Genomic DNA, 26757 nt, shown 5'->3' on the forward strand with positions numbered 1-26757 from the left:
GCCGGCCCTTTCGTCGTGCCCGCGTCAGGCCGCGTAGCGGGCGGCGAGGTCGACGGTGCGACGGGCGGCGGCGACCATGGCCCGGTCGGCGAACCGACCGTCCGGCAGCACCACCGTGCCGGAGCTGCGGGTCTGCGCCTCCGCCACCGCGGCGAGCAGTTCCTCCGCGCGGGCCACCTCGCCCTCCGCCGGACGGAACGCCTCGGCGATCACCGGAAGCTGGCGCGGGTGGATGGCCGCCCGGCCGAGGAAGCCGAGCCGCCGGCCGAGGGCGCACGAGGCGGCGAGGCCGTCGAGGTCGGCGACGTGCGCGTACACCGACATGGCGGGCGGGGGCAGGGCGGCCGCGCGGGCCGCCACCACGACCCGGCCACGGGCCCAGGCCAGGCCGGCGTCGTCGTCGACGCCGAGGTCGGAGCGCAGGTCGGCCTCGCCGAGACCGATCGAGGCCACCGCGGGGTCGGCGGCGGCAATGGCGTACGCGGACTCCAGGCCGAGGGCCGACTCGATCAACGGGTGCAGCGGGGCGTCCACCCGGGCGGCGACGGCGGCGACGGCGTCCGCCGACTCCACCTTCGGCAGCCGCAGCCCCGCCAGCCCGGGGCGGCCGACCAGCGCGGCCAGGTCGGCGTCGAGGTCCGGGCCGGTCAGCTCGTTGACCCGGACCTGGACCGGCACCGGATGCGGCTGCCCGAGGAACTCGGCGACGGCCTGCCGCGCGTACGCCTTGCGGTCGGCGAGCACCGCGTCCTCCAGGTCGAGGATCACCGCGTCGGCGCCCGAGGCGACCGCCTTGGCGAACCGGTCCGGCCGGTCGCCGGGCACGTAGAGCCAGGTCAGCAGCAATCAGATCACCCCCTTCTCGCGCAGTGCCGCCAGCTCGGCGTCGGTCAGGCCGAGGGACCGCAGCACCGCGTCGGTGTCCTGGCCGTGCCGGCGCCCGGCGTGGCGGATGTCCCCGGGCGTCGCCGAGAGCCGGAACGGCACGTTCTGCATCCGCACCTCGCCCAGTTCCTCGTCGGGAACGGTGCGGACGGTGCCGAGCGCGGCGTACTGCGGATCGGCGAGGATGTCGCGCACGTCGTAGACCGGGGCGACCGCCGCCTGGGCGGCCTCGAACGCCGCCACGACCTCGTCCCGGTCGCGCTGGGCGACCCAGGCGCCCACGGCGGCGTCCAGTTCGTCGGCGTGCGCGGCCCGGCCGCTGCCGGTGGCGAACCACGGTTCGTCCACCAGCTCCGGGCGGCCGACCAGCCGCAGCACCCGCTCGGCGATGCTCTGCGCGCTGGTCGACACCGCCACCCAGCGCCCGTCGGCGCAGCGGTACGTGTTGCGCGGCGCGTTGTTGTTGGACCGGTTGCCCAGCCGGGGCTGGACGTAGCCGAGCTGGTCGTACCAGGTGATCTGCGGGCCCAGCATGGCCATGATCGGCTCGATGATGGCGAGGTCGACCACCTGCCCGGCCCCGGTGAGGTCGCGGGCCCGCAGCGCCAGCATGACCGCGTACGCGGCCGCCAGCGCGGTCACCGAGTCGGCCAGCCCGAACGGCGGCAGGGTCGGCGGCCCGTCCGGCTCCCCGGTGACGGCGGCGAAGCCGCTCATCGCCTCGGCCAGGGTGCCGAACCCGGGCCGCCGCGCGTACGGGCCGACCTGACCGAAGCCGCTGATGCGGGCGATCACCAGCCGGGGGTTGACCGCGTGCAGCTCGGCCGGGCCGAGCCCCCACCGCTCGAGGGTGCCGGGGCGGAAGTTCTCCACCAGCACGTCCGCGTCGGCGAGCAGCCGGCGCAGCAGCTCGGCGCCCCGCGGGTCGGACAGGTTCAGGGTGACGGTGCGCTTGTTGCGCCCGAGCACCTTCCACCACAGCCCGACGCCGTCCTTTGCCGGGCCGTGCCCACGCGACGGGTCCGGCTTGGCCGGATGCTCCACCTTGACCACGTCGGCGCCGAAGTCGCCGAGGAACGCCGCGGCGAGCGGCCCGGCGAAGAGGGTGGCCAGGTCGACCACCTTCACCCCGTCGAGTGGGCCGGGCCGGGCCGGTTCTGCTGCGGTCGTCATGGCGTTCCCTTCGCCGGATCGATGGTGGCCAGGAAGACGTCGCCGTTGCCGAGCGCCCCGCCCGGCACCGTCCCGGCGGTGAGCCCGCTGACCCGCAGCCGCCCGTCGGCGCCGAGGGCGGCGTAGACGTTCTCCTCGCCGAAGGCGTCCGCGGCGTCGTCGCGGCCGGTGCCGTACTGGGCGACGCCGAGCTGGCGGCCACGGGAGTCCAGGCGCAGCGTCAGCACGTCCGCTCCCCCGACCGGCACCCCGAGGCTGCTGCCGGTGAAGCCGACCACGGCCACCGCCCCGCCGGGCAGGGCCACCACGTCGGCGCCGCCGTCCGCGCCCCGACCGCCGGTCACCGTCCGCCAGCGCTGCCGGCCCGCCGCCGTGTACGCCACGGTCAGCACGTCGGTGCCGCCCGCGGCGGCCTCGCCGCCGACCGAGCCGGTGGCCACCACCGTGCCGGTGGAGCTGACCGCGACCCCGCCGAGCAGGTCGTCGCCCGCCCCGCCGACCGAGGTCGCCCAGCCCCGGTTGCCGGCCGGGTCGAAGCGGGCCAGCCAACCGTCGGTGCCGCCGAGCGCGGTGGTGCCGGGCAGGCCGGCCGAGGTGCCGCCGGCGACGTACACGCCTCCGGCGTCGACGGCCACCGCGTACGCCTTGTCCTCGCCGGGGCCGCCGAACTGCCGGCTCCAGGCGACCGACCCGTCCGGGGCGATCCGGGCCAGCACCGCGTCCTTGTCCCCCGCCGGGGTCGTCCCGTCGAACGAACCGCTGGTGTAGCCGGCGACGTAGGCGCCGCCGTCCGGGGCGGCCGCGATCGCGTAGAACCGGTCCGCCCTGGCCGGGTCGCCGGCCTGGGTCAACCAGGCCCGCTGCCCGGTCGCGGTCAGCCGGGTCACGAACCCGTCGTCGGCGGGGCTGCCGGGGTGCCGGCCGTCGAGGTCGCCCCGGGTGTAGCCGGCCGCGACCACGCCGCCGTCGGCGAGCGGCACCACTCCGTGGAGCCGGTCGTTGGCGGGGCTGCCGAACTGGGTCGTCCACCGGGTGCCGGTGGCGTCCAGCCGGCTCACCACGGCGTCCAGTCCGCCCGCGTGCGGCTGGCCGGCCACCGGACCGGAGGCCGCGTACCCGATGGTGGTGGCGCCGTCCGGGTGGGTGGCGACGCCGCCGGCCCAGTCGGTGCCCGCGCTGCCGTACGCCGGCCCGGGCAGCCCCGCCGGCGGGGTGACGCTCAGCGTGGGCGCCAGCCGCCGCAGGCCGTCCACGAAGGCCGGTCGCCAGACGTCCCAGTCGTGTCCCCCGTCGAGCACCCGGAACTCGGCGGCCACCCCGTCGGCGCGGCGCACGGCGTTGTAGAGGGTCGCCGCCTCGTAGTCCAGGTCGTGTGCCGCGTCCGCCGGGTTCGGGTTGGCCCACTCGTCGTCGCCGACGGCGATGTACAGCCGAACCGGCGACTCCGGGTCCAGCCCGGGCAGCAGCGCCGGGTAGTTGAGCCGCTGGTAGACCTCGTCGGAGAAGCGCTGCTCGCCGGAGCCGAAGGCGCCGAACTCGCGTGCCGAGGAGTCGGCCGGCGGCAGCGGCCGGTACACCGCCGGGCTGAGCACCAGCGCGTTGGCGAAGAGGTCGGAGTGGGCCAGGGCGTAGCGCAGGGCGCCGGCGCCGCCCATCGAGTAGCCGCCGACCAGCCGGGCGCCGCGGTGCGCGGCGGTGCGGTAGGTGCCGTCGACGTGCGCCACCAGGTCCCGGGTGAGCGCGGTCTCCACCGGCCGGCCCGGGTCGTCCGCGCCGGTGTACGCGGAGTCGACGTACCAGTTGCCGCGGCTGCTCCACGGGGCGTCGGGCAGCACGGCGATCACCGGGGGCACCTCGCCGTCGGCGATCAGCCGGTCCAGGTCGGCCTTCACCCGCGTCCACGCCGTCATGGTGTCGCCCCGGCCGTGCAGCAGGTAGAGCACCGGGTAGCGGGTGGCGCCGGCGGCGTCGTAGCCGTGCGGCAGGTAGACGGTGTAGTCGATGCCGCCGCCCAGCGCCGGCGAGGGCGCCGAGGCGGTGGTCAGGGTGCCCGCGGGCAGCCGCTCCGCGGCGGCCGGCTCCGCGCCGGCCAGCCCGAGCGCGAGGAGCACGGCGGCCACGCCGCCGCCGATCCGCCAGCGTCTGCTCATCAGCTCACTCCCGTCCGGTCGGCAGGTCGGCGGCGCAGCGGAAGCCGACCTGGTCGGAGCGGCTCGTCCCGGCGCCGGTCAGCAGCAGCTTCACCGACACGTCGGGCGGCTGCGGCCCGCCGTCGAGGTACCAGTCCGAGCCCTCCGCCCGGTACGCGGCGCCGCCCTTGACGATGACGAACCGGGTACGCCCGTCGGAGTGCTCGCTCTCGGTCAGGTTCCACACCAGCGGCTCACGGCGGGTCAGCAGTCCCGCCTCGGCGGCCACCTGCCACTCGTCCTCGGTGGGCAGCCGCAGTCCGGCCCACGCCGCGTACGCGCGGGCGTCGGCCAGTTCGACGCCGGTGACCGGCGCGTCGGCGGGGCCCTGCCCGGCGGTGAACCGCTCGGAACGCACCGGTCGGTAGCCGGTGGCGCGCAGGAACTCGGCGTACTGGCCGTGGGTGACCTCGTGGGTGTCGATGGCGAACCGGCCCAGCGTCACGTTGCGACGCAGGGTGCCGGTGTGGTGCAGCCGGGGCGGCAGCGGCTTCCACTCGTCGACGTACGGGGTCTCCCCGTACAGTCCGGTCTCGCGCACCCGGTGCCGCACCAGCAGCTCGCGCCGGCCGCCGTCGACGGCGACCATGCCGTCGGGCGCATCGGCGCGCGGCGCCCACGGGGTGCGGGCCCGCACCGCGGCGCGGGCCGGGAAGGACGGGTCGCCGGTCGGGGCGGGGTGCGCCGGCACGGCGGCGTCGGTGGCGACCACCGCGGCGATCGCGCCGGCCGGCAGCGGGCCGCCCACCGCGACCCGACCGTCGGGGGTCGGCGTGGCGGTCAGGTCGGCGCCGGTGACCAGATCGACGAAGCGCCGCCCGGGACGCGGCTCGGTGACCAGCCACGGCCCGTCGTGGTCGCCGCCGCGGTTCGCCACGGTCCACAGCGGTACGCCCTGGTGCGTCCAGCGGGACGCGTACACCTGGCCGGTGCCCGGGTGGTCGGCGAGCGGGACCCAGTCCTCGGCGCGCAGCCACGAAGCGTGGCTGGCCTGGATCCGGCGCATCGCCCGCAGCACCGCCCGGTCGCGGTCGTTCCAGCCGACCCAGACGCCGAAGACGCTCTCCCAGACCAGCACCCCGACCCCGTTGAGCCAGGCGGAGTGCAGCTCGTCGAGGTGGTCGCGGTGCCAGCGGCGGGTGTGGTGCAGCACGTGCCGCCGCTCGAACCACTTGGCCCGCAGCACGCCGGGCACCTCGGAGTCGGCGAACCACTGCGCCCAGGACATCGCGTGGTCGGCGATCCGGGCCAGCGGCACCCGGCTCTCGCCCTCCAGCACCATGCCGGGCCGGACGGCGTCCAGCTCGCGGCGCAGCTCGTCGGCGCCCTCCTTGAGGGTGTCCAGGAAGACCCCGTCGACGCCGAGCTTGCCGGCCAGCGCGGCGACCTCCCGCGCGTCGGTGCCGGCCTCCCGTCGGGTGCCGGTGTCCCACGGGTTGTAGTCGACGAACACCCGCACCCCACGGGCCTGGAACGCGCGCACCACCTCGGGCAGCTCGGGCACGTCCCGGTACCAGTCGAACTGGTTGCGCTCGTCCAGCCCGATCACCGGGTACGCGTGCCAGAGCACCACCCCGTCGAAGCCGCCGAAGTCCCGGTCGGCCGCGTCGAGGAACTCCTCGACGGTAAAGACCCCGCGCTCGTGGTCGTAGAGCGTCTCGTCCCAGAGCCAGGCGAGACAGACGCTGAAGCAGTCCAGCGGGATCTCGTCGTAGTGCGCGCCGGTGTAGCCCAGCCTGGCCCGCGCGTCGGCGCGCCAGCGGGTGAGCTGCTCGCGCCAGGCGGGCCAGTGCGCCGGGTCGTCCGGCGCCGCGAAGATCTTCGCCTCGTCGAGCGCGGTCAGGTCGGCGTGCCCGCCGAGCGGCACGTCGGTGGGCCGGTCGATCGGGCGCGGCACGTACGGGTTGAAGCTCATGACATCCCCGGATATGTGGCGGTGTACAGGGCCTCGATGGCGGCCCGCTCGGGCAGCGCGGTCGACGCGCCGGGGCGCTGGGCGCAGGCCGCGCCGGCGGCGCACGCCCAGCGCAGGACGGCGCTGACCGTGTCGGCGTCGACCGGACCGCCGCGTTCGGCCCAGCCGACGGCGAGGGCGCCGGTGAACGCGTCGCCGGCCGCGGTGGTGTCCACGGCCTCGATGCGCGGCGCGGCGATCTCCAGCCGCAGGCCGCTGCGGTCGGCGTACGCGGCGCCCCGCGCGCCGAGCGTCAGCACCGCCCGGGGCACCCGCTCCAGCAGCGCGTCGAGCAGGACGCGCGGCTCGGCGGAGTCCGCCTCGGCGACGACGGCCGCCTCGTGTTCGTTGACCACCAGCACGTCGACCAGCCCCAGCAGCTCCGCCGGCAGCGGCGCGGCCGGCGCGGCGTTGAGCACGACGGTGGTGCCTCCGGCGCGGGCCAGGCCGGCCGCCGCCACCACGGTCGGCAGCGGCACCTCCAGTTGCAGCAGCAGCACGTCCGCCGCGCCGATGGCCGCCGCGTCGGCGGCGTCCAGGTCGGTCAGGGCGGCGTTGGCGCCGGGCGCGACGAGGATGAAGTTCTCCGCCGCCCGGTCGACCGCGATCAGGGCGACCCCCGAGGGGCCGGGGACGGTACGCAGGCCGGCGACGTCCACCCCGGCGCCGACCAGGTTGTCCCGCAGCCGCTGGCCGAACTCGTCGGCGCCGACCGCGCCCACGAACGCGCAGCGCGCGCCCGCGCGGGCTGCGGCGACGGCCTGGTTGGCGCCCTTGCCGCCGGGGACCGTCCGGAAGTCCTCCCCCAGCACCGTCTCGCCGGGGCGGGGCAGCTGCGGCGCGGTGACCACCAGGTCCAGGTTGGCGCTGCCCACCACGACCACCCGCGCGCTCACGCGAGCCCGCCCCGGGTCGCGGCGACGCCGGAGGGCGCCGGGTCGGCGAGGGCGAGGGTGCGGGCGGCCAGCTCGCCGAAGCCGATGCCGTCGAAGCCGGCGATGCTGCTGGCCAGCCGGTCGCGCAGCGGGCCGACCCACCGCTCGGGCAGCCCCGACGCGCCGGTCAGCGCCCCGGTCACCGCGCCGACGGTCGCGCCGGTCGAGTCGGTGTCCCAGCCGCCGCTGACGACCGCGCAGATCGACCGCTCCAGATCGCCGCGGCCGTACGCCAGCGCGGCGGCGACCAGTGCGGCGTTGTTGCGCACGTGCACCCAGTGCAGGTGGCCGTGCCGGGCGTACAGCTCGTCGACCACCGTCTCCCAGTCGTCGACGCCGGAGCCGAGCGCGCGTGCCTCCCGGACGGCGGCGGCGAACCGGCTGCGCGGCGGCAGCACCGCCTCACCGGCGTCGAGCACCTCGTCGACGTCGCCCGCCACGGTCGCGGCGGCGGCCAGCGCGGCGACCCAGATCGCCCCGTACGCCCCGGCACGGACGTGGCTGACCGTGGCGTCGCGCCAGGCCAGCTCGGCGGCCAGGTCGGGGCGGCCGGGGTTGACCCAGCCGTACACGTCGGTGCGGATCTGCGCGCCGATCCACTCCCGGAACGGGTTGTGCCGCCGCGCCGTGTCCGGCGGGGCCAGCCCCAGCAGCAGGTTGCGGTAGGCCACCCGCTCGGCGGTGAAGACCCGGCCGCCGGGCAGCCAGTCCAGCCAGGCCTGCGCCACGTCGGCGCTGGTGAAGTCCCGCCCGTGGGTCTCCAGCACGCGCAGCGCCAGCAGCGCGAAGTTCAGGTCGTCGTCCTCGGGCATCCCGTCGATGTTCTCGGCGAGGCTGGTCGGGGCGCTGCGCCGGTTCCACGGCCAGCGGGCCGCCACGTCGGCGGGCAGCCCTCGGGCCGTGAACCAGTCGCGCAGCGGCCACCGACCGGTGGCGACGAGGATCTCCCGGATCCCGTGACGGGGGATCTTCTCCACCGGCTTGCCGAGCAGGCAGCCCGCCGCCCGGCCCAGCCACGCGCCGTGCAGCCGGTCGTACGCGGCCGGTCCGGTGGGCAGCGACCACGCCGCCGGCCAGGTGGCGCGGACGCCGGCCAGGTCCTCGGGCTCGTCGGGGCCGCCGGCGCCCGGCAGCGCGTCGACCTCGTCGAGCAGTCGGGCGGCCAGCGCCCGCAGCCGCGCCGGCGCGGGCGTCGGCGAGGCCCCGCTGACCGGCGGGGTCAGCTCTCCGCCGGCCACGCTCCACTCCCGCGCGATCGCGTCGACGTCGCGCCCCTCGTCCCGGCTGGCCGCGATCTCGTGCGGCAGCAGGTCCTCGGGCTGCACCCAGGTGATCCTCACCGCGCCGGCTCCCCGGCCACCGCCCCCGACGGTCCGTCGACCGTGCCGCCGGCCACGGCGTCGGCAAGGCCGGCGAAACGCTCGGCGCGGCGGGCGAAGCGCTCCCGGTCGCGGTCGAAGACCTCCGTGGCGACCTCGGCGAGCGCCCGGGCGGGCGCGACCAGGTCGGTGCGGGAGGCGGCGGCGACCGCCTCCGACCACTGCGCCGGCACGGCCGTCGTGCCGCCGAGCGCCCCGGCGATCGCCCCGGCCATGGTGGCGGTCGAGTCGGCGTCGCGGCCGTAGTTGACCGCGCCGAGCACCGCCTCGCGGAAGTCGCCGCCGGCCACCACCAGCATGCCGATCGCCACCGGCAGCTCCTCGATGGCGTGCAGCCGGCTCGGCCGCCGGGCACCCAGCCCGGGGCTGCGGTACTCCTCCCCCACCGTGTCGTAGGGGGCGACCGCGGCGCGCAGCGGACCGATGGCGGCCCGCCAGTCCCGGTGCCCCCGGGCCTCCTTGACCACCGCGTCGATGGCTGACCGGGTGCCGTCGCGGGCCAGGTCGAGCGCGGCGGCGACCACGTCCTCGACGCCCGCGCCGGGGGCCGCCGCGGCGGCGACCGCGGCGGCGAAGACCGCTGCGGCCTCCCGGCCGTAGCTGTGCTGGTGCGCCCCGGCGATCTCCACCGCCTCGGCGTACGCCCCGGCCGGGTCGCCCGCGTTGACGATGCCGACCGGGGCCATGTACATGGCCGCACCGCAGTTGACGATGTTGCCGACCCCCGCCTCGCGCGGGTCGGCGTGCGCGTGGTGCAGGCGGGTGACCAGCCACCGCTCGGCGGCCGCGAGCCGGTGGAAGGTCACCCCCTCGCGCTCCAGGTCCGGGATGTATACCACCCGCTCGATCAGGTCGGGGACGAGCAGTTCCACCACGTCGTACGCGTCGAGGTGGTCGCGCTTGGCCGCGTACGCCCGCACGAGGGCGTGGGTCATCAACGTGTCGTCGGTGATGTGCCCGTCGCCCTTGTGGTACGGCGCGAGTGGCCGCGCGGTCGCCCAGTCGGCGTGGTACGGGGGCACGATGCCCTCGACCCAGCCGCCGAAGCGGGCGCGGATCTGCTCCGGAAGCGCCGTCTCGGTCGCCCCGCCGAGGGCGTCACCCACGGCGGCGCCGACGAGACATCCGACCGACTTGTCGAGAAGGAGAGACATCGTTACCTCAGAACCTGCTTGCCACCGTCGACCAGCTGCGTGCCGAGCTGGTCCAGGGTGATCTTGTTGGCGAAGTACTGCTGGAGGGCCGGGGTGGCGTACTTGGTCTTCCACTCCGGGTAGCCCTGGGCCTGCTGGAACGGCGCGACGGTCAGGTCGGCGGCGCTGTCCGCGGCGACGTCCCAGCCCTGCTTGCCGCCGGTGAGCTTGACCAGTTCCTCGTTGGCCTTCTTGCCGGTCGGCACCAGCCAGTCACCCTTGGCGAGGGCGGCCATGTTGGTCGGGTTCAGGAAGAACTCGATGAACTGCGCCGCCTGCTTCTTGTGCTTGGAGTCCTCGGCGACCGACAGGGTCTGCGGGTTGGCGGCCTGCTTGCTGGACAGCCCCTTGATGGGCGGCAGGGTGACCCACTCGAAGCCGGCCGGCGCCTGCTCGACCATCTGCTGGCGCAGCGACACCGAGCCGGGCAGCATCGCGTACTTGCCGCCGAAGAAGCCGGGCAGGGTGTCCGCGCCGCTCATGCCGAGCGCCTCCGGGGAGGCCGACTTCGCGGTGTAGATCATGTCGTGGATGCGCTTGGGGACCTCCTTCTCGGCGTCGCCGACCCTGACCTCGGTGCGGCCGCCGTCGGTGTAGAAGAACTTCCCGTCGAAGTTGAGCGCCAGGTTCAGCACCCGGTTGGTGGGCGACTTCAGCGCCCAGGCCGCGCCGTACTGGCCGGGCTTGGTCAGCTTCTGCGCGTTGGCCTGGAACTCGTCCCAGGTCCAGCCGCCGTCGGCGGGCGGCACCGCGACACCGGCGGCGTCGAGCAGCTTCTTGTTGGCGATGACGACCTGCGACTCCAGCAGGAACGGCACGCCGGTGACCTTGCCGTCGTAGGTGACGGTGTCCCAGACGCCCTTGTCGATCTGGCCCTTCAGGTCGTCCGAGACGAGCTTGGACAGGTCGGCGAGGTAGCCCTGCTTGCTGAACTCGCCGATGGCGGACGCCTCGTAGTGCACGATGTCGGCCGCGTCGCCGCCCTCGAAGGACGTGAGCAACTGGTCGTGGATCGAGTTCCAGTCACCCTGGACGTACTCGACCTGGATGTCCGGGTGCTCGGCGTTCCACTTGGCGACCAGGTCCTTGTTGGCCTGCAGCGACTCCTTCTGCCAGGCCAGGCTGAGGAAGCGCAGCTTGACCGGGCCGGACGTGGCCTCGTCGTCGCCGCCGTCGCCGCACGCGGTGAGCGCGCCGAGGCCGACGACGGCGACCGCCGCGGCCGCGGCGAGCCGACGGAATCTGGTACGGAGCATGGGGGTACCTCCTTGGTGGTGGGTGGGGGACGGTGTCAGCCCTTGACCGCGCCGGCGAGCGACCCGGACGAGAGCCGGCGTTGCATGAACGCGAAGAAGATCAGGCTGGGCAGGGTGGCCAGCAGGGAACCGGCCGCCAGGGGGCCCAGGCGGGCGGTGCCCTCGATGCCCACGAAGCGGGCCAGCGCGACCGGCAGGGTCGCCAGCTCCGGGGTCTTGATCAGCACGAGGGCGAAGAAGAACTCGTTCCAGGCCGAGATGAACGAGAACAGCGCGGTGGCGACCAGCCCGGGGGCGAGCAGCGGGAAGACCACCCGCCGCAGGATCTGCACCCGGCTGGCGCCGTCGACGGAGGCGGCCTCCTCCAACTCGCGCGGGATGTTGCGCACGAATCCCTGCAGCATCCACAGCGCGAACGGCAGCGCCCACACCACGTAGATCAGCACCAGCCCGGCGTGGGTGTTGGCCAGCCCGACCTGCCGCAGCACCAGGAAGATCGGGATGATCAGCAGCACGAACGGGAAGAGCTGGGACAGCAGCACCCAGCCCAGCGCCGCGGTGCCGAGCTTCGAGCGGAACCGCGCCAGGGCGTACGACGCGGGCAGCGCCACCAGCACGGTGAGCACGGCCGAGGCGAGCGAGACCTGGAGGCTGTTCAGCGCGGCCCGGCCCAGCTCCTGCTCGGTGAACGCCTGGACGAAGTTCTCCACCGTCGGGTTTGCGGGGATCAGCGTCGGGTGCAGCTGGACCAGCTCGCGCGGCGGCTTGAAGGCCGTCGAGACCAGCCAGACCAGCGGGAACCCGAGGAAGATCAGGTAGCCGGCCAGCGCGACGTACTGCAACGCCCGCCCGGTGCGGCTCGGCTTTCCGAACATCACTGCCCTCCGATCAGGACTGCGGGGCTCGCGGGGTCACTTCCGACACCGACCATGGCTAGTTCGCCTCCCTGAGCCGACGACGCAGATAGACGGCCAGCAGCGCCACGATGATCACGACCATCACGTTGCCGAGCGCGGCGGCGTAGCCGTAGTTGCCGTAGCGGAACGCCTCCTCGTAGGCGAACAGCATCGGCAGCATCGTCTTGCCGCCCGGCCCGCCGGCGGTCAGCACGTAGACCAGGCCGAACGAGTTGAAGTTCCAGATGAAGTCCAGCGAGGTGATGGCCACGATCACCGGGGCCAGCGCGGGCAGCGTGACGTGCCGGAAACGGTGCCAGGTGCTGGCGCCGTCCACCGCCGCCGCCTCGTGCAGCTCGCGACCCACCCCCTGCAGGCCGGCGAGGAGCACGACGGTGGTCTGCGGCATGCCAGCCCACACCCCGACGACGATCACGGCGGGCAGGGCGGTGCCGAAGTCGCCGAGCCAGTTGGTCCGCAGACCGTCGGCGCCGACCCGGTGGAAGAACTCGTTCAGCAGGCCGGCGTCCGGGTGGTAGACCAGCTTCCACAGGATGCCGACCACCACCGGCGGCATCGCCCACGGCACCACGGCCAGCACGCGCGCCATGCCACGGAAGCGCAGCCGCTGGTTGAGCAGCAGCGCGAGCCCGAGGGCCAGCAGGAACTGCAGGACGGTCACCCCGAACGCCCAGAGCAGGCCGACCTGGAAGGAGTTCCAGAACAGCTCGTCGCCGAGCAGCTCGCGGTAGTTCTCCAAGCCCGTGAAGCTCACCTCGACGTTGCGTCCGGCCCGGGCGTCGGTGAACCCGAGGTACATGCCGCGTACCAGGGGGAAGACAGACAGCACCAGGATCGGCAGCAGCGACGGGAGCAGCAGCAGGTAGATCATGGTCCGGTCGGAGCGGGACCGGGTGTGCCGCCGGCCCGGACCGTTCCGGTCGACGTCCGGCCGCTCGGCGACGGTCGTCACGACGGCACCTCCTCGGTGGACGGGCGGGGGGCGGGCACGGCCGCCCGGCTGGAGGCGCGGACGGCGAGGCTGGGCGACACCTGCTCGCGGCGGGGCGGCAGGGCCGGGTCGTCGATCCGCTGCAGCAGCAGCTCGGCCGCCCGGCGACCGCGCTCGGCCGAGCCGAGCGAGACGCTGGACAGCTGGGGGAACATCATCTGGGCCAGCTCGGTGTCGTCCATGCCGACCACCGCCACGTCCTCGGGCACCCGGTGCCCGGCGGCCAGCAACGCGTGCAGCGCGCCGACGGCGATCAGGTCGTTGGCGCAGACCAGGGCGTCCGGGCGGGCCCGGGCGAGCAGCCGCTCGGTCGCCGCGCGGCCGGGCGCGTACTGGAAGTCGCCGACCTCGACCAGCCGCTCGTCGAGCGGGATGCCGTGCTCGGCGAGCGCGGCGCGGAAGCCGGCGTCGCGCGTGGCGCCGGGGACGGTGTCCAGCGGGCCGTTGACGAAACCGATGCGGCGCCGCCCGCTGGCCACCAGGTGCTCCACGGCGAGCGCGACGCCGCGGCGGGAGTCGGTCCGCACGTTGTCGACGGGCGCGTCGGCGGCGAGCTGACCGACCACCACCACCGGCACCGGGCTCTGCACCAGCGCGGCGAGGTGGTCGTCGGTGACCCGGATCGGCGAGAGGATCATGCCGTCGACGTAGCGGTTGGCCAGCCGCCTCAGCAGCGCCGTCTCGTTGGCGATCCGCCCGCCGGTGGCGTGCACGAGCAACTGCCGGCCGGACGCGGCCACCACCGCCTCGATGGCCCGCATCATCGACACGTAGACGGGGTTGCCGATGTCCTCGACGGCGAGGGCGATCAGGCCGGTGCGCTGGGACTGCAGCGAGCGGGCGATGGCGTTGGGCACGTACCCGACCTCGGCCGCGGCGGCGCGGACCCGGCGGATGGTCTCCTCGCTGCCGCCGACGCCGTTGAGGACCCGGGACGCGGAGGCGATGGAGACGCCGGCGCGGGCGGCGACGGTGTGGACGGTGGGCCGGCTGTCGGCCGACTCCTGTAAACGTTTACGACCCACGCCTGGCACCTCCACCTGATTTCTGTAAACGTTTCCGGGAGTCTGCGCCGCCCGTGGCGAGCAGGTCAAGGGTCCGTTACGAAAACGTTTCCAACCGACGGAAACGCTGGTCAGAGCGTCAGCAGCGGATCACGTGCCGTGCCCGACGCGGCCCGCGCCCGGTGGGCGGTGGCGGCTGTCCGGGCCGCCGCTCCACCGTCAGGACCGGCGGTCGCGCTCCTGGCTGAGCCGCTCGTCGAGCCGACCCAGTTCGTAGATGGCGTTGAGGTTCGTCGGCAGCCGGGTCACGTTGTCGAAGACGGGCTCCCCGTCCGGGTCGGGTGTGGGGACGGGCGCGCCGGCCGGGGCGGCGGGTGCCGGCGCGGCGGGTCGACGCCGGCGGCCGACGAGCAGCACCGGCACCGCCACGGCCGCCGCCGCCAGACCGTAGAGCAGCCACCGCTGCGCTCCCCCGTCGTCGGTCAGCGGCGCGGCCCCGACGCTCGACGGGGCGTCCGAGGTGGACGTCCGCCCGTTCGGGCCTGGCACCGCCGCCCTGCGGTCGCCCGGCCCCTCGGCGGCCCGGCCCGCACCGGCGGCCGGAGCCGGCGCGGCGGCCGACGGGGTCGCGCCGGGCGCGGCCGGCACCGCCGACGGACCGGCCGGCGTCGACGGGCCGGGCGGGGCGGTCGAGCCGGACGGCGTCGGCGTCGGCAAGGCGCTCGGCGTCGCCCGGCCACCGCCGGTGAGCAGGTCGTCGACGATCTGCCCCACGCCACCGAGGAGGTCGCCGACCGGCCCGCCCGAGGCCGACGGCGTGGGCGCGGGGGCGAGCGCCAGGGTCAGGGCGAGTGCGGCCACGGCCGGCATGGTTCACCTCGGAAGGGGTCGATGTGTCACGCACCGTACCGCACTGCGGGTGCTCGCCGCGTGACGCCCCGGACAGACGAACGGGGGACGCCGCCGACGCGGCGCCCCCCAGGATCGGATCGTCAGGCCGGCAGGCCGCCGACCTGGGTGTTGATCCAGGTCCGGATGGACGGCAGGTCCACGTAGATGGACGGGCCGGTGGCGCAGGTGGAGTTGTTGTTGCCGGCCCGGCTGGTGGCGCCGATCAGGGCCCACGCCCCGTTGATCCGGCGCACCTGCGGGCCGCCCGAGTCGCCGTAGCAGGCGCCCGAGTTGCCGTTGGTGTTGTTGGTGCAGATCTCGTACGGGCCGTTGATGCCGAGGCAGCGGCTGTCCGACACGATCGAGGTGTCCAGCTCGTGGGCGACGGTCGGGGCGCCGCCGCAGCCCCGCGGAGCGCAGGTCTGGCCCCAGCCGATGATGCGGGTGGCGGTGCCGACCGCGCCCGAGGTGCTGGGGATCGGCGCCGGGGCGTAGCCGACCGAGCTGGACAGCTGCAGCAGCTTCACGTCCACGCTCGGGTGGTTGACCGCGCGGACCACGCTGACCACCGTGCCGCCGCTGTTGCGGTAGATGCTGCCGACGCGCACCGAGGACGGCGTCGAGCAGTGCCTCGCGGTGACCGCCCAGTTGGCCTTGATCAGCGTGCCGGTGCAGCCGGAGACGTACACCATCCACGGGTAGTTCTCGGTGGCCGGCCGGCCGCCGACCACGTACGGCGAGATGTCGTCACCGTCGTTCCAGGAGAACGTGCCGGTGGGCGCCTCGGCGGCGGCCAGGCCGCCGGCGAAGAGCTGGTCCACCCGGGACGCCTCGGCGGCGCTCGGGTAGGCGTTGGTGCACGAGACCGGTGCGCTGCTGCCGGACATCAGGTCGGAGCAGAGCCCGGTACGCCGGTCGGGCAGGCCGAGGATGTGGCCGAGCTCGTGGGTGGCGATGCGGGTGCGGTTGTAACCCTGGTTGACGGCGGTCCAGCCCATCCAGACCCGGCCGGCGCCGAGGCTGGTGACCTGCGCCCGGGGCCAGCCGCTGTCGACGTAGATGGTGACGTTGCCCGGCGTACGCGCCACCAGCTGGACGTTGCTGACCCGGCTGTTCCAGATGGCCGCGGCCTGGTCGAAGTTGGTGCGGAACTCGCCGGCGCGGCTGGCGTCGTAGTAGACGGTGCGGGCGGCGGCGGACGCGCCCGTGTCGGTGGCGACCTGCATTCCGGTTGCGGCCAGCACCGCCGCCAGCGCGGCGGTCGCCGCGCGCAGCAGTTGTCGTCGGAACATACACGCACTCCCTGAGTTGGCCGGCGGCGTGCCACCGCCGGTCATCGATGTACGTGAATGCTAGAGCGAACGGCGTCGATATACGGCATAACGGAATCGTCATACCAGCGCCCCCACCCGTTCACCGGCACGCTCACCGACTCACCGGTCGGCCAACTCGCCCGGATCGCCGGCGGCCGGCCGGCGGCGATGCGTCCGGTCAGGGCAGCGGATCGGGCAGCATCGCCAGGGTGGCCGGCAGCTGCGAGTGCAGCGGCGCGGGCAGCGCGTCGCGGGTGAACCAGCCGATCCGGTCGAACTTGTGCGGCTCGCCGATCGCCACCTCGGCCGGGTCGACGCGGACCGCGAAGAGCACCGCCACCCAGTGCGAGGGCGGGTCGTTGCGCAGCACGTTGCGCACCCCGAGCAGGGTGAGCGACCGCGGAGTGGCCGCGTACTCCTCGGTGACCTCGCGGCCGACCGCCGCCTCGAAGCTCTCCCCGAACTCCAGCGCCCCCGCGCCGGTGTCCCAGGTCCCCGGCTCGTCCCGGGCGCCGGCCGCGCGCCGGGCCAGCAGCAACCGCCCGACACCGTCGTGGCAGACGAAGACGCAGGAGACCTTCGGCGTACGTGCGGTCATGTCGCTTCCTTCTCCAGTGGTCACGGGGCGGCGGCGACCAGCGCCTCCGCCGCGGTCGTCCGCGCGTACAGCACGAAGCGCCCGGCGCGGTGGGCGCCCACCAGGCCCGCGTCGCGCAGCGCCCCGAGGTGCGCCGACACCGTAGCGGGACTCAGCCCGCAGCGGTCGGCCAGCTCCGAGGTCGAGGTGGGCACCGCCAGCTCGTGCAGCAGCGCCGCCCGGGTACGCCCCAGCACCCGGGCCAGCCCCCGGCCGCGCGGGGTCGGGTCCCGTTCCCACAGCGTCGCCACGGCGCGGGCCGGGTAGCGAAGCACGGGCTGCCCACCAGGCGAGCCGAAGTTCGACCAGACCCGGGGCCCGGCGAAGACCGACGGGACCAGCAGCAGGCCGCGCCCGTCGAGACGCACCTCGCCGGAGGCGACGAGATGCTCGACGTGCAGCGTGTCACCCTCCAGCCGGACGTACGGGTCGAGGTGGTTGAGCAGGCCCTGCACCCCGTCGGTGGCCATCCGGGCCGCGCCGAGCAGCACCTCCCGCTCCAGCAGGGTGCGCATCCGCGGCCAGTACGGCCCGATCGCCACGTCGGCGTACGCCCGGACGACCGCCGCGAGCCGCGCCAACCCGGCCGGCGGATCGTCGTACAGCTCGGTCAGCCGCGGTGGACGGGGCCCGGGCTGGCCGTCGAGGCTGGCCCGCACGGCCTCGGCCGGGGTGGCGACCAGGGTCGCCAGCTCCACGTCGAGGGTAGGCTGCGACGTGGCCGGCGGCGGGCAGACGAAGGTCGGGATGACCACCGCGGGATCCGGAACCAGGTCGGCGAGGATCCGCCAGTCCAGGCCGGCCAGGCGCGGCCGGACCCGCTCGACCCAGGGCAGGTGCTCCGGGAACCGGCGCGCGCCCCGGAGGATCCGCACGCTGGCGACCACCTCCCACAGCGGCGACACGGCGAACCGCGTCGTCGCGAGGTCCCGCGCTCCCAGCCCGACCAGCATCATCGTCCGCCCCCGTGGATTCGGCGAGGATCGAATCTATCGCCGCCCGGCGACCCCGCCGGCACGGTGGTCGGCATGATCACCGCTGCGACGGCGACGGCCCGCGGCCGGCGCCCCGATCCCCGCTGGCCCCGCTCGTTCCGCCTGCTCTACACCGCCGCCCTCGTCGACGGCATCGGCTTCCACGTCGGCCACCTCGCGGTGCCGGTGCTCGCCGTCTCCCTGCTGGCGGCGAGCCCCGGTCAGGTGGGGCTGCTGGGCGCACTCAGCACCGCCGCGTTCCTGGTGATCGGCCTGCCGGCCGGGGTCTGGATCGACGGGTGGCCCCACCGGGCCGTGCTGGTCACCGCCGACCTGCTGCGGGCGGCGCTCGTCGCGTCCGTGCCGGTGGCCTGGTGGGCCGGCCGGCTCACCATGGAACAGCTCTACGTGGTGGTGCTCCTGACCGGTGTCGGGACCGTCTTCGCCGACGTGGCGGCGCAGAGCTACCTGCCCGAACTCGTCGGCCGGGACCGGCTGGTGGCGGCCAACTCGCTGATGATGAGCACGAACGCCACCCTCCAGATCGCCGGGCGAGGGCTCGGCGGGCTGGTGGTGCAGGTCCTCACCGCACCCGTCGCGATCGTCGCGGACGCGCTGAGCTTCGCCGCCTCCGCGGCGATCCTCCGGCGCATCCCCGCCGGTGCCCCGCGCCGGCCGGCGCGCCGGGAGGCGGACGGATTCGGTCGGCGGTTGAGCGCCGGCGTCCGGCACGTGACCGGCCACCCGCTGCTGCGGCCCCTCGCCCTGTCGACCGCGGGCATCAACCTCACCATGCAGTTGACCACCACGATGCTTCCGGTGGTCTTCCTGCGGGAGCTGGGCCTGGGCGCGGCCGCCCTCGGCGTGTTCCTCGGTGCCGGCGGGGTCGGCGCGCTGCTCGGCGCGGTGACCGCCCGGCCACTGGCCGACCGGATCGGCCACGGTCGGGCGCTCTGGCTGCCCGGCCTGCTCGTCGCGCCGCTGGGCGGGCTCGTCCCGCTGATCGACACCGGGGCGATGCTGTGGGCGGCGGGGCTCGGCTGGCTGGCGCTGGCCTGGCGCACGGGCGTGGGCAACGTCATCGGGGTCAGCCTGCGCCAGGGCGCCACCCCGGACGCACTGCTCGGCCGGATGAACGCCACCTTCCGCTTCCTGCTCACCGGGGCGCTCACCGTCGGCGCGATGGCGGCCGGCCTGCTCGGTCAGTACGCCGACGTCCGGACCTGCCTCGTGGTCGGCGCGCTCACCAACGCCCTGACCTGGCTGCCGGTGTTCTGCTCGCCCCTACGGACGCTGCGCCGCCCGCCCGCGCCGACCAACGCCTGACGGTCGCCCTTCTCCGGTGGGGATCACGGCTCGTGCCGTCGCCGGCGCCGACCCGATCGCCGAGCGGCGCCGGCGCTGTGGGGGGCGGCGCGTCGCACGTCGCCGGCGGCCAGGGCGAACAGCGCCAACGCGCCGGCGAGGGTCCCGTTCACGCCGAGCACGAAGCCGCGCTCCGACCCCGCGGGCGCCACCACGTATGCGACGGTCGCCGCCACCAGCGCGGCCAGCGCCATGCCCAGGCGCGCCGACGTCTCCCAGCGCGCGGGCCAGCGGCGCGGTGCCGCCGGCGTCGGACCGTCGCGCAGTCGCCAGGCGACCACGACGACGAGCAGCGCACCGAGCGCACCGGCTCCCCCGACGATCAGCCACGGCAGGGCGAACGCCACCGCACCCCGGGCCGTCGACGTCGCACCCACGGCGGCGAGCAGGGCGAACGCCGCCGCCAGCAGCCCGTGGAAGAGGATCACCCGCGTCAGGCGACCGCGCAGCTGGCTCGGCTCGGTGGTGGGTGTCGACACGCTGGCCTCCCCTGCTCGGGTCCACCGGCATCGTGTCACGCGGCGACCTGCGGCGTCTCCTCTCATCGGCCAACGATCGCGGCGCGGGTGGAGACGCCGACGCGGAACGACTGACGCGGTTGCTTCGGCCGTGGCGTGGGAGAGCCCGGAAAGGACGTCGCAGGGGCAGCGCCCACGGCCACAAGGTTTCCTTGCCGTCAGTCGCTACGCACGGTGAGGCCCAGGGCGTCGACGGCCAGCTGGCTGAGGTCGGAAAGTTGGTCCTCGCCGAGGGCGACGCCACGCAGGTTCTCAAGTGGCGTCTTGAGCCCCTGCAGGCGGCTGCCCCGCAGGTCTGCGCCGTTGAGGTGACACGAGTCCAGTTCCATGCCAGCGAGGTCGCATGATCGCAGAGCTACGCCAGGAAGCCGGCAGGAGGACCAGGTGGCGTTGGTGAGGGTGCAGTCGGTGAAGGCCACCGAGCCGGCGGCGACGATGCGCTGCAGGGTGGCGTAGTCGAAGCGGCAGCTGTCGAACAGGACGTCCTTGAGGCGGACATCGGTGAGTCTGACGCCGGTGAGCCGTGAGCCGATGACGGCGCTCCGTTCGATCGTCGTGCCGGTGAGGGTCGCGCCGGAGAAATCGGTGCGGACGATTTCGCAGCCGTAGAGCGCTCCCGCTTCCCAGGTGCTCTCGCTGAGGTCTGCGCCGGTGATTCGGCTGCTGTGGACGCTGGATTCCTCGAACTGTGTGCCGCGCCAGGACGCGTCCTCGACGAGGGCCTCGACGAGACTGTCCGTCGGGTCGGTCACGCTGTCGAGGTCGTCTGGGTCGAGGTCCGGCAGCAGGATCGTCATGTCGCCGACTGTGGTGGTGCGCATGTGTCCTCAACCTGGGTAGGCGCGGGGTGGGCACGCCACCCCGCGTATCCGATGTTGCCGCGTGTCGGCGGGCTACTTCCTCTTGTTCCAGTTGTCCCAGCCGGGCCGGCTGTCGAACTTCCCCCGGTTGTCCCAGGTGGGTCGGTTGTCGAACTTCGCCGCGTCGATCGACGCGATCGACCGGTCCGGGTCGACGCCGAGCCGGGCGAGTTGCTCGGGTGCGGCGTCGACGAGGGCCGCCAAGGCGCTGGTCATGATGTTCCTCCTTGAAGGGTGAGGTGGTCCGCGGCGGCACGGACGAGGGCTTGCCTGCTGGTGCGACAGTAGGTGGTCTCGCGAGCGGTGAAGGTGTGGTGCTCGAAGTAGCGGTTGCCGGCCTGGGCGCCACGGCAGAAGGCGTAGAAGTCGCAGTGGTCGGCGCAGTCGTTGAGGGCGGTCACGAATTCGGCGACGTACGCCAGGTCGCCGGCGCGGGCAAGCATGGCACTGATCGGCTCGTCGAGCACGTTCCCGGCGATGAAGTCGCCGTAGCGCGGGTCGCGGATGCCGAGCAACTCCGGCGACAGCAACACCACCTGCCCGTCCCAGGAGACAGTGGGGATCGGCTCGTAGGGGGCGTAGTCGACATGCCCGGCGCGGGCGGCGGCGAGGTGATCGGCCAGCCGGTCCAGGTCACGGATCCGCAGCGGACTGCCGTCGGCGCGGCGTTGGACGAGACGCCGCCAGAACCGGTACGCGGCCTCCTCCGACACCGGTGCGCGTCCAGCGCCCTCCTGCTCCTCTATGTTGAACCCCACCGACTGGCAGCCGGGCAGGCCGGCGAAGAATTCGACGAGCGCGTCCGCGCAGTCGATGGTTTCCGGCGTGACGACGCAGATCACCGAATACGGCAGACCGGCGTCGGCCAAGGTCTGTATTCCGCGCAGTGTCCGGGTGTCCGTCGGGTTGCCGGCCCGGTCGAGGCGGTTGCGGTTGAGGCGGCCTGGCCCGTCGATGCTGACTCCGATGTCGAACCCGTAGGCGGCGAATAACTCGCACCACCGCCGGTTGATGAGCGTGGCGTTCGTCTGGATTTCGTGACGCACCTTCCCTGACCGCCGTAGCTCCTCGAACGGGGTCAGCAGGTCTCGGAACACGTCGAGGGGTGTGGCGGTGGGTTCGCCGCCGTGCCACACGACGCTCACGGGATGGCTGCTGTTCTGCTGCGCGATCGACTCGACGCACGCCTGCGCGACCGCCGTGCTCATCAGGCGGCGGGACCTGCGGTCGGGCAGGTAACAGTACGTGCAGTCGAGGTTGCAGAAGCTGGTCGGCTGCACGACCAGGGTGTGGAAGGCACCGGCGACCGCCGGGCACCCTGTCTTGTTGATGACGCCGATGCCGTTCACGACGTCGCCTCCTCGATCCCAGAGGCCCTGGCCGGGGTGACGCGGTAGGCGCGGGTGTGCCGGGCGGGCCAGCCGAGGAACCGGTCGAAGATGTCAGCGGCGCTACCCGTCTCGCTGGGGTTGAGCCGGTGCAGATCGTCGATGGCGTCATGCAGGCAGCCGGCCAGGTAGATGAACAAGCTCACCGGACAGTCCTGGTACTCCGCCACCAGAGCTAGCCTCGCTGCGCCGCACGGCCACGGCTGCCCGCAGCGGCGGCACAGCCACAGCGGGCGCAACGGCCGGTGCCCCACCGCGACCGGCGCGATCCGCTGCGCCGAGAGGGGGCGCTGCTGCCCGGTCACCGCCGGCCGCCCTCACGGGCCTTCTGCTCGAACAGCCGACGCCAAACGTGGGTGAACAGCGGAGGATCAGCCGTCGGCGCCTGCCCCTGCGACGTCGCATGCCCGGGCTCGGGTCGCCGGGGATGGTCGGCCATCGCGTTCTGCGAGACATAGACCGTCATGCCGTCGCCCCATCCGAGACGGTGGGCGGTGGGCTCGCCGGGGGAAGGGCCAGCCCACCGCTACACCACGGCGGCTGGGAGCAGACCGCCGGTCACCCACCCCCGCAGCCCTCATGGCAGTACGCAGGCGGGGCCTATTCCCCACGTCTGAGAGAGCGTCACAAGTTGGTGTCCGACGCGCCGGCAGACACCCTTGCCTTGTGGGAATTTCGTCGTTCATGCCGAGCTCCCTGGCGTGAGGCTGCGATTGCGTGCTGGCCGCCTACTCGTGAGGAGCGGCGCCCAGCACAATCAGGTTCGCCCGGTGAGCGCGGTGACGGGGATGTCCTGTCGGTGCACTCACGGTGCACCTGCCAGCACGCCAAGTGCCGTTACGATCGTCCGGCCGACAACTGTCCCCAGCGAGAGGACGTGCGATGGCTGCGGTGACGACCTGGACCGGCCGGGAAGCAAACGCCCTGCGCCAGGCGTTGCGGATGAGCGTCACCGGCTTCGCCGAACACCTCGGTGCCGCTCGGCGGACGGTCGCCAAGTGGAGCAGCCAGGGCGACAAGGTCCACCTGCGCGCCGACATGCAAGCCGCCTTGGACACGGTGCTGGCGCGAGCCACCCCGGACGTCCGCGAGCGCTTCGAAGCACTGGTGAGAGCAGGTACCAGCGGTGCACTTGCGGATCCCGCGCCGCTGCCGGTCACCGCCACGCACGTCCATACTGGCGCAGGCGGTACTCACGACATCGACTCGGACGGCGACGTGCGGCGCAGAGATCTCCTGGCAGGCGTGACGATCAGCGGCATCGCCGTGCCGAGCGTCGCGACCCTGCTCAACGCACTGGTCGCACCATCGTCTCGCGGCACCGAGCCGGTCGCTCTACCGCTTCGGCAGTTCGCTCGAGACGTCGCCGCCGCGAAGATCGACTACCAGGCGTGCCGGTACGAGCAGGTTCTCGCCCGACTGGCGACATTGTTGCCCGCCCTGGAACCGACTCGCGCGAACACCGAAGGCGAGCAGCTAGCGCAGCTCGACGCCTTGGCCGGCGACCTCTACCACGTCGTCGGCAGCGTATTACTGAAGGTCGGTGACAAGGGCATGGCCTTGGTCGCCGCCGAACGCAGCACCCGCGCCGCTGCGATCAGTCAGGACCCGGTGGCGATGGCCGCGAGCGCCCGGATCATGACCCACGCCCTGATGAGCAACGGCCACACGGCACAGGCACGGCAGCTCGCCGAAGACACGGCCGAAACCCTCCAGCGCAGCACCCGTCTCGCCTCGACCGACGCGGTCGCCGTCTACGGCGCCCTGCTGCTGCGCGGTGCCATCGCCGCCGCCCGCTACGAGGACCGAGACAGCGCACAAGCCATGCTCGACGAAGCCGCCCATGCCGCCGGACGACTCGGCTACGACGGCAACGACCGGTGGACCGGATTCGGCACCACCAACGTCCTGCTGCACCGCGTCAACATCGCGCTGACCCTGGGCGACGCCGGCACCGCCATCGCTCTCGCTCGCCAGGTAACGCTGGACAAGATCGGCCTCGCCGAACGCAAGGCATCCCTATTCGTTGACGTGGCCCGCGCCTACACGCAGTGGGGACGCTACGAGCACGGCCTGGACGCTCTACGCGGCGCCTATCAGGTGGCACCAGAGGAGATCCGGTACCGGCCAGCGGTTCAACGCATCGCCAGCGACCTGGCAATCCTTACCCGGGGGCACGTTCGCAACACGGTCCTCGACTTCGCCCAGCACGCCGGGATCCGCGTATGACCAACGGCCACCTGCAGATCGTCGTCTGCGCTGCCGGGCCCGCCGCAGACGTGACACAACTGGTCACCACTGCGACGCAGCAGTCGTGGACAACGGCGGTCACCGCCACCCCCAGCGCCCTCGACTTCATCGACGCGGCAGCGATAGAGCGGCTGACCGGGCACCCGGTCCGATCCACCTACCGGTCGTCCCCCGGCATCCGCCGCTCCCTCCCTGCCACGGACGCACTCATCATCGCCCCCGCCACCTACAACTCCATAAACAAGATCGCCCTCGGCATCGCCGACAACTACGCGATGACGACGATCGCAGAGCTGATCGGCCGGCAGGTGCCTACCGTGGTCGTCCCGTTCGTCAACGCCGCCCTGGCCAACCGCGCGCCTTTCCAGCGCGCCGTGGCGAATCTCCGCGACGAGCGTGTACGGGTCATCCTCGGGACCGCGGACGGATGGGAGCCGCACCCCCCCGGCAGCGGCAACAGCCGCCAGCGGGCCTTTCCGTGGACAGCGGCGTTCGAGGCAGCGACCCTGATGGCTAGCGACGCGCCGGTCAGCAGCACCGATCCGGGCTGATCCAGCTTGGGTCCACGCGGAGGCAGGAGGCAGTTTCAGACCGCAAGGCCCGCCAATCGGCGGGGGGTGGGCGGCACCGGGCAGCCTCCAGACCTGATCATGGCCAGTACCGATACATCATCTCTCTGGTGCTCACTGCAATCTGCGGTCGCAGCGGGCCGCGGATCAGGTCATCCATCAGTTGGCCGCGTCCCCCTCCGTCATGCCTTGCGATCATCGCCAACGGGAAGCACCGCCTCGATGATGGTTGCGGTCGCGACCACCGGCATCTGTTCGTGCATCGTGATCACGTCGCCTGCCGCCAGACGCCGCCACCGTTGCGGGCTCAACGGAGCCAAGCGGACCACCGCTCTTCCGCCGGGTTGAAGATCCGGCTGAGACTCGACCCAAAGCCGCGCGACGTACAGGTCAGGGTCGCCCGCCGCCGTCACGTCGCCGATGTCCCACAACGGACGGAGACGCCCGTCGCCGGGAATGGGAGTTCGCCTGCCGCCAGCGACGTCCGGATCGACGAGCTGAAGGTCGGCGCGAACCACTCCGTGAACGACTTCAGCGCGGCGCCAGTGACACCACCGCTCGGTCCAGGGAAGCCACATCATCCGGGCAGCCTCCGCGAGCAGATCCCAGAAGGCGATCTCGGAGCTGTACGCGTCCCCAAGTTCCACGAGGAGGTCGAGGGCGATCTCCCACTCATCATGGCCGAGGTACTCGTTCGCATCGGCCACCGTCGTGCCGGCCTCACCCTTCGCGACCACGGGCACATGGCACGCAGCTCGACAGAGAAGCTCGGGGACATCCATGGCGAGGATCTTCCCGGATGAATCGACGGGATGCCGCGCCTGAGAAGGGGCAGAGCCACTGCCGGCGCCGTTGGGGCCGGTCAGGGGCGATCCGTAGGGCCCGTTCACGCGGGTCGTCGAGCCGCCCGGCCGGCGCGGGGCGCGACGGCCCGCCGCAGCGGCAGCGCGACGAGCAGGGCGACCGCGACCAGGACAACGCTGACCCACACGGGGCCGACACCGCCGGCGTCGGCTCCCAGGGTCGCTGCCGCGACGACGGGGCCCCCGGCAGCGCCGGTGTTCAGCGCCGCGGTCGCGTACGACCCGCCCATGGTGGGAGCACCCGCCGCCTCGTGGAGCACCCTGGCGATCAGGGTGCCGCCCAGCGCGAAGGACAGCGTGCCCTGCGTGAACACCAGGAGCAGGAGCGCCGCCGGTCGGGCAGCCGAGGTCGCCAGCGCGACCCAGCCGAGCAACAGCAACGGGCCCCCGACCGCGATCACGACGCCGGGGCGCTGATCGGAGAGCCGTCCCGCCAGGGTGAGGCCGACGAAGGACCCGACGCCGAAGAGCACCAGCGCCACCGGGACCCACAGCTCGGCCAGGCCGGCCGTGTCCGTGACGATCGGCGCCAGGAAGGTGAAGGTGGCGAAGGTGGCGGCGTTGACCAGTGCACCGAGCAGCATCACCAGGGCCAGCCTGGGCATCGCGAGCTGAGCGATCTCGCCCCGGAGCGACGGGCCGGCCGGAGCGTCCCGAGGGACCGTTCCGCCCCGGGCCGGCACGCCCCTCACGACGCCGAAGGCCGCGGGAAGGCAGAGCAGGGCGATCACCCAGAAGGTTGCCCGCCAGCCGAGCACCGTGCCGAGCACGGCGCCGCCGGGAACTCCCGCGACGGTGGCCACCGTCGTACCGGAAAGCAGCACCGCCAGAGCCCGCCCCTTCCGATCAGGCGCGACGAGCGTGGCCGCCGTACTCAGTGCCACGGCCAGGAAACCCGCGTTGGCCAGGGCGGCGACCACCCGGGTGACGAGCAGAACCGCGAAACTCGCCGTGCGGGCGCCCACGACGTGGGCCACGGCGAACACCAGGACGAAGGTGAGCAGGCCGGCCCGGGCGGGCCACCGGCGCGCCAGCGCGGCCACCAGCGGCGCGCCGACGATCATGCCGACGGCGAAAGCCGAGGTCAGGAGCCCTGCGTCTCCGACCGACACGTCAAGGTCCGCGGCGATGTCCGGCACGAGACCGGCGAGCATGAATTCCGAGGTGCCCATGGCGAAGACCGCCACGGCAAGCAGGTAGAGCGGTAGGGGCATCGAGGGCTCCGAGGTGAAAGAGAACGGGGAGACGTCTCG

General features: G+C 73.7%; 26 protein-coding genes. 3 read left to right on the forward strand and 23 right to left on the reverse strand.

The features are described 5' to 3' along the window. Positions 1–24 precede the first annotated feature (24 nt). The 15 genes from GA0070606_RS03365 to GA0070606_RS03435 form a co-directional block, all read right to left on the reverse strand. The gene (locus GA0070606_RS03365; RefSeq protein WP_091095006.1) at positions 25–846 is read right to left on the reverse strand and encodes an HpcH/HpaI aldolase/citrate lyase family protein; all 822 of its coding nucleotides are present in this window, start codon (positions 844–846) and stop codon (positions 25–27) included. Next, positions 847–2058, reverse strand: a complete 1212-nt coding sequence (locus GA0070606_RS03370; protein WP_091095007.1) for a CaiB/BaiF CoA transferase family protein — start codon at positions 2056–2058, stop codon at positions 847–849. It lies immediately after the preceding gene. Further along, the gene (locus GA0070606_RS03375; protein ID WP_091095008.1) at positions 2055–4208 is read right to left on the reverse strand and encodes an alpha/beta hydrolase-fold protein; all 2154 of its coding nucleotides are present in this window, start codon (positions 4206–4208) and stop codon (positions 2055–2057) included. The genes GA0070606_RS03370 and GA0070606_RS03375 overlap by 4 nt, the downstream gene beginning before the upstream one ends. A gap of 4 nt (positions 4209–4212) precedes the next feature. Further along, positions 4213–6162, reverse strand: a complete 1950-nt coding sequence (locus GA0070606_RS03380; RefSeq protein WP_091095009.1) for an SUMF1/EgtB/PvdO family nonheme iron enzyme — start codon at positions 6160–6162, stop codon at positions 4213–4215. Beyond that, the gene (locus GA0070606_RS03385; protein ID WP_091095010.1) at positions 6159–7097 is read right to left on the reverse strand and encodes a PfkB family carbohydrate kinase; all 939 of its coding nucleotides are present in this window, start codon (positions 7095–7097) and stop codon (positions 6159–6161) included. Before GA0070606_RS03385 ends, GA0070606_RS03380 begins: the two co-directional genes overlap by 4 nt. Further along, a complete protein-coding gene (locus tag GA0070606_RS03390) occupies positions 7094–8476 on the reverse strand; it encodes an ADP-ribosylglycohydrolase family protein (RefSeq protein ID WP_091095011.1) in 1383 nt (460 codons plus the stop codon). Before GA0070606_RS03390 ends, GA0070606_RS03385 begins: the two co-directional genes overlap by 4 nt. Further along, positions 8473–9669: an ADP-ribosylglycohydrolase family protein gene (locus GA0070606_RS03395; RefSeq protein ID WP_091095012.1), complete on the reverse strand. Its 1197-nt coding sequence runs from the start codon at positions 9667–9669 to the stop codon at positions 8473–8475. Before GA0070606_RS03395 ends, GA0070606_RS03390 begins: the two co-directional genes overlap by 4 nt. Before the next feature lie 2 nt (positions 9670–9671). After that, the gene (locus GA0070606_RS03400) at positions 9672–10964 is read right to left on the reverse strand and encodes an ABC transporter substrate-binding protein (protein WP_091095013.1); all 1293 of its coding nucleotides are present in this window, start codon (positions 10962–10964) and stop codon (positions 9672–9674) included. A 35-nt stretch (positions 10965–10999) separates the two neighbouring features. Then, entirely contained in the window at positions 11000–11839 is an 840-nt protein-coding gene (locus tag GA0070606_RS03405; RefSeq protein ID WP_091095014.1) for a carbohydrate ABC transporter permease, read from the reverse strand. Positions 11840–11897: 58 nt separating this feature from the next. Continuing rightward, positions 11898–12833: a carbohydrate ABC transporter permease gene (locus GA0070606_RS03410; protein ID WP_245724553.1), complete on the reverse strand. Its 936-nt coding sequence runs from the start codon at positions 12831–12833 to the stop codon at positions 11898–11900. Beyond that, positions 12830–13897: a LacI family DNA-binding transcriptional regulator gene (locus GA0070606_RS03415; protein WP_091095015.1), complete on the reverse strand. Its 1068-nt coding sequence runs from the start codon at positions 13895–13897 to the stop codon at positions 12830–12832. The genes GA0070606_RS03410 and GA0070606_RS03415 overlap by 4 nt, the downstream gene beginning before the upstream one ends. Positions 13898–14095: 198 nt before the next feature. Beyond that, positions 14096–14737 (reverse strand): hypothetical protein, encoded by a 642-nt coding sequence (locus GA0070606_RS03420; RefSeq protein WP_141721572.1) that lies wholly within the window; start codon positions 14735–14737, stop codon positions 14096–14098. 131 nt (positions 14738–14868) lie between these two features. Further along, positions 14869–16104, reverse strand: a complete 1236-nt coding sequence (locus tag GA0070606_RS03425) for a snapalysin family zinc-dependent metalloprotease (protein WP_425413020.1) — start codon at positions 16102–16104, stop codon at positions 14869–14871. Positions 16105–16258: 154 nt separating this feature from the next. Then, a complete protein-coding gene (locus GA0070606_RS03430) occupies positions 16259–16678 on the reverse strand; it encodes an NUDIX domain-containing protein (RefSeq protein ID WP_091095018.1) in 420 nt (139 codons plus the stop codon). 20 nt (positions 16679–16698) lie between these two features. Further along, positions 16699–17673 (reverse strand): ArsR/SmtB family transcription factor, encoded by a 975-nt coding sequence (locus tag GA0070606_RS03435; protein WP_091095019.1) that lies wholly within the window; start codon positions 17671–17673, stop codon positions 16699–16701. Between the two features lie 72 nt (positions 17674–17745). On the opposite strand from GA0070606_RS03435, the gene GA0070606_RS03440 reads away from it, so the two are divergent. Then, positions 17746–19017, forward strand: coding sequence for an MFS transporter (locus GA0070606_RS03440; protein ID WP_091107213.1), 1272 nt, complete (start codon positions 17746–17748; stop codon positions 19015–19017). A 23-nt stretch (positions 19018–19040) separates the two neighbouring features. Here GA0070606_RS03440 and GA0070606_RS03445 read toward each other — a convergent pair whose 3' ends face one another. The 6 genes from GA0070606_RS03445 to amcA (GA0070606_RS33840) all read right to left on the reverse strand — a co-directional run bounded on the left by GA0070606_RS03445 (position 19041) and on the right by amcA (GA0070606_RS33840) (position 22288). Continuing rightward, entirely contained in the window at positions 19041–19535 is a 495-nt protein-coding gene (locus GA0070606_RS03445; RefSeq protein WP_091095020.1) for a hypothetical protein, read from the reverse strand. Positions 19536–19732: 197 nt separating this feature from the next. Next, complete coding sequence (locus tag GA0070606_RS03450; protein WP_091095021.1) at positions 19733–20395, reverse strand: pentapeptide repeat-containing protein; 663 nt, start codon at positions 20393–20395, stop codon at positions 19733–19735. Positions 20396–20467: 72 nt separating this feature from the next. Further along, a complete protein-coding gene (gene amcA / locus GA0070606_RS03455; RefSeq protein ID WP_091095022.1) occupies positions 20468–20650 on the reverse strand; it encodes a multiple cyclophane-containing RiPP AmcA in 183 nt (60 codons plus the stop codon). Continuing rightward, a complete protein-coding gene (amcB, locus tag GA0070606_RS03460) occupies positions 20647–21783 on the reverse strand; it encodes a cyclophane-forming radical SAM peptide maturase AmcB (protein ID WP_091095023.1) in 1137 nt (378 codons plus the stop codon). The genes amcA (GA0070606_RS03455) and amcB overlap by 4 nt, the downstream gene beginning before the upstream one ends. After that, entirely contained in the window at positions 21780–22127 is a 348-nt protein-coding gene (locus tag GA0070606_RS03465) for a hypothetical protein (RefSeq protein ID WP_176737227.1), read from the reverse strand. The genes amcB and GA0070606_RS03465 overlap by 4 nt, the downstream gene beginning before the upstream one ends. Then, on the reverse strand, positions 22124–22288 hold the full coding sequence (amcA, locus tag GA0070606_RS33840) for a multiple cyclophane-containing RiPP AmcA (protein ID WP_342672161.1): 165 nt from the start codon (positions 22286–22288) through the stop codon (positions 22124–22126). Before amcA (GA0070606_RS33840) ends, GA0070606_RS03465 begins: the two co-directional genes overlap by 4 nt. Positions 22289–22704: 416 nt before the next feature. On the opposite strand from amcA (GA0070606_RS33840), the gene GA0070606_RS03470 reads away from it, so the two are divergent. Next, positions 22705–24051: a hypothetical protein gene (locus tag GA0070606_RS03470; protein ID WP_091095024.1), complete on the forward strand. Its 1347-nt coding sequence runs from the start codon at positions 22705–22707 to the stop codon at positions 24049–24051. Next, positions 24048–24623 carry a flavoprotein gene (locus GA0070606_RS03475; RefSeq protein WP_091095025.1) on the forward strand — a complete coding sequence of 192 codons (576 nt, stop codon included), beginning with the start codon at positions 24048–24050 and terminating at the stop codon, positions 24621–24623. Before GA0070606_RS03470 ends, GA0070606_RS03475 begins: the two co-directional genes overlap by 4 nt. 200 nt (positions 24624–24823) lie before the next feature. Here the strand turns inward: GA0070606_RS03475 and GA0070606_RS03480 are convergent, their stop codons facing one another. Then, positions 24824–25423 carry a hypothetical protein gene (locus GA0070606_RS03480; RefSeq protein ID WP_091095026.1) on the reverse strand — a complete coding sequence of 200 codons (600 nt, stop codon included), beginning with the start codon at positions 25421–25423 and terminating at the stop codon, positions 24824–24826. Positions 25424–25527: 104 nt separating this feature from the next. Further along, positions 25528–26718 carry a Cmx/CmrA family chloramphenicol efflux MFS transporter gene (locus tag GA0070606_RS03485; protein ID WP_091095027.1) on the reverse strand — a complete coding sequence of 397 codons (1191 nt, stop codon included), beginning with the start codon at positions 26716–26718 and terminating at the stop codon, positions 25528–25530. Positions 26719–26757 lie beyond the last annotated feature (39 nt).

This window comes from Micromonospora citrea, assembly GCF_900090315.1.
Lineage (GTDB): Bacteria > Actinomycetota > Actinomycetes > Mycobacteriales > Micromonosporaceae > Micromonospora > Micromonospora citrea.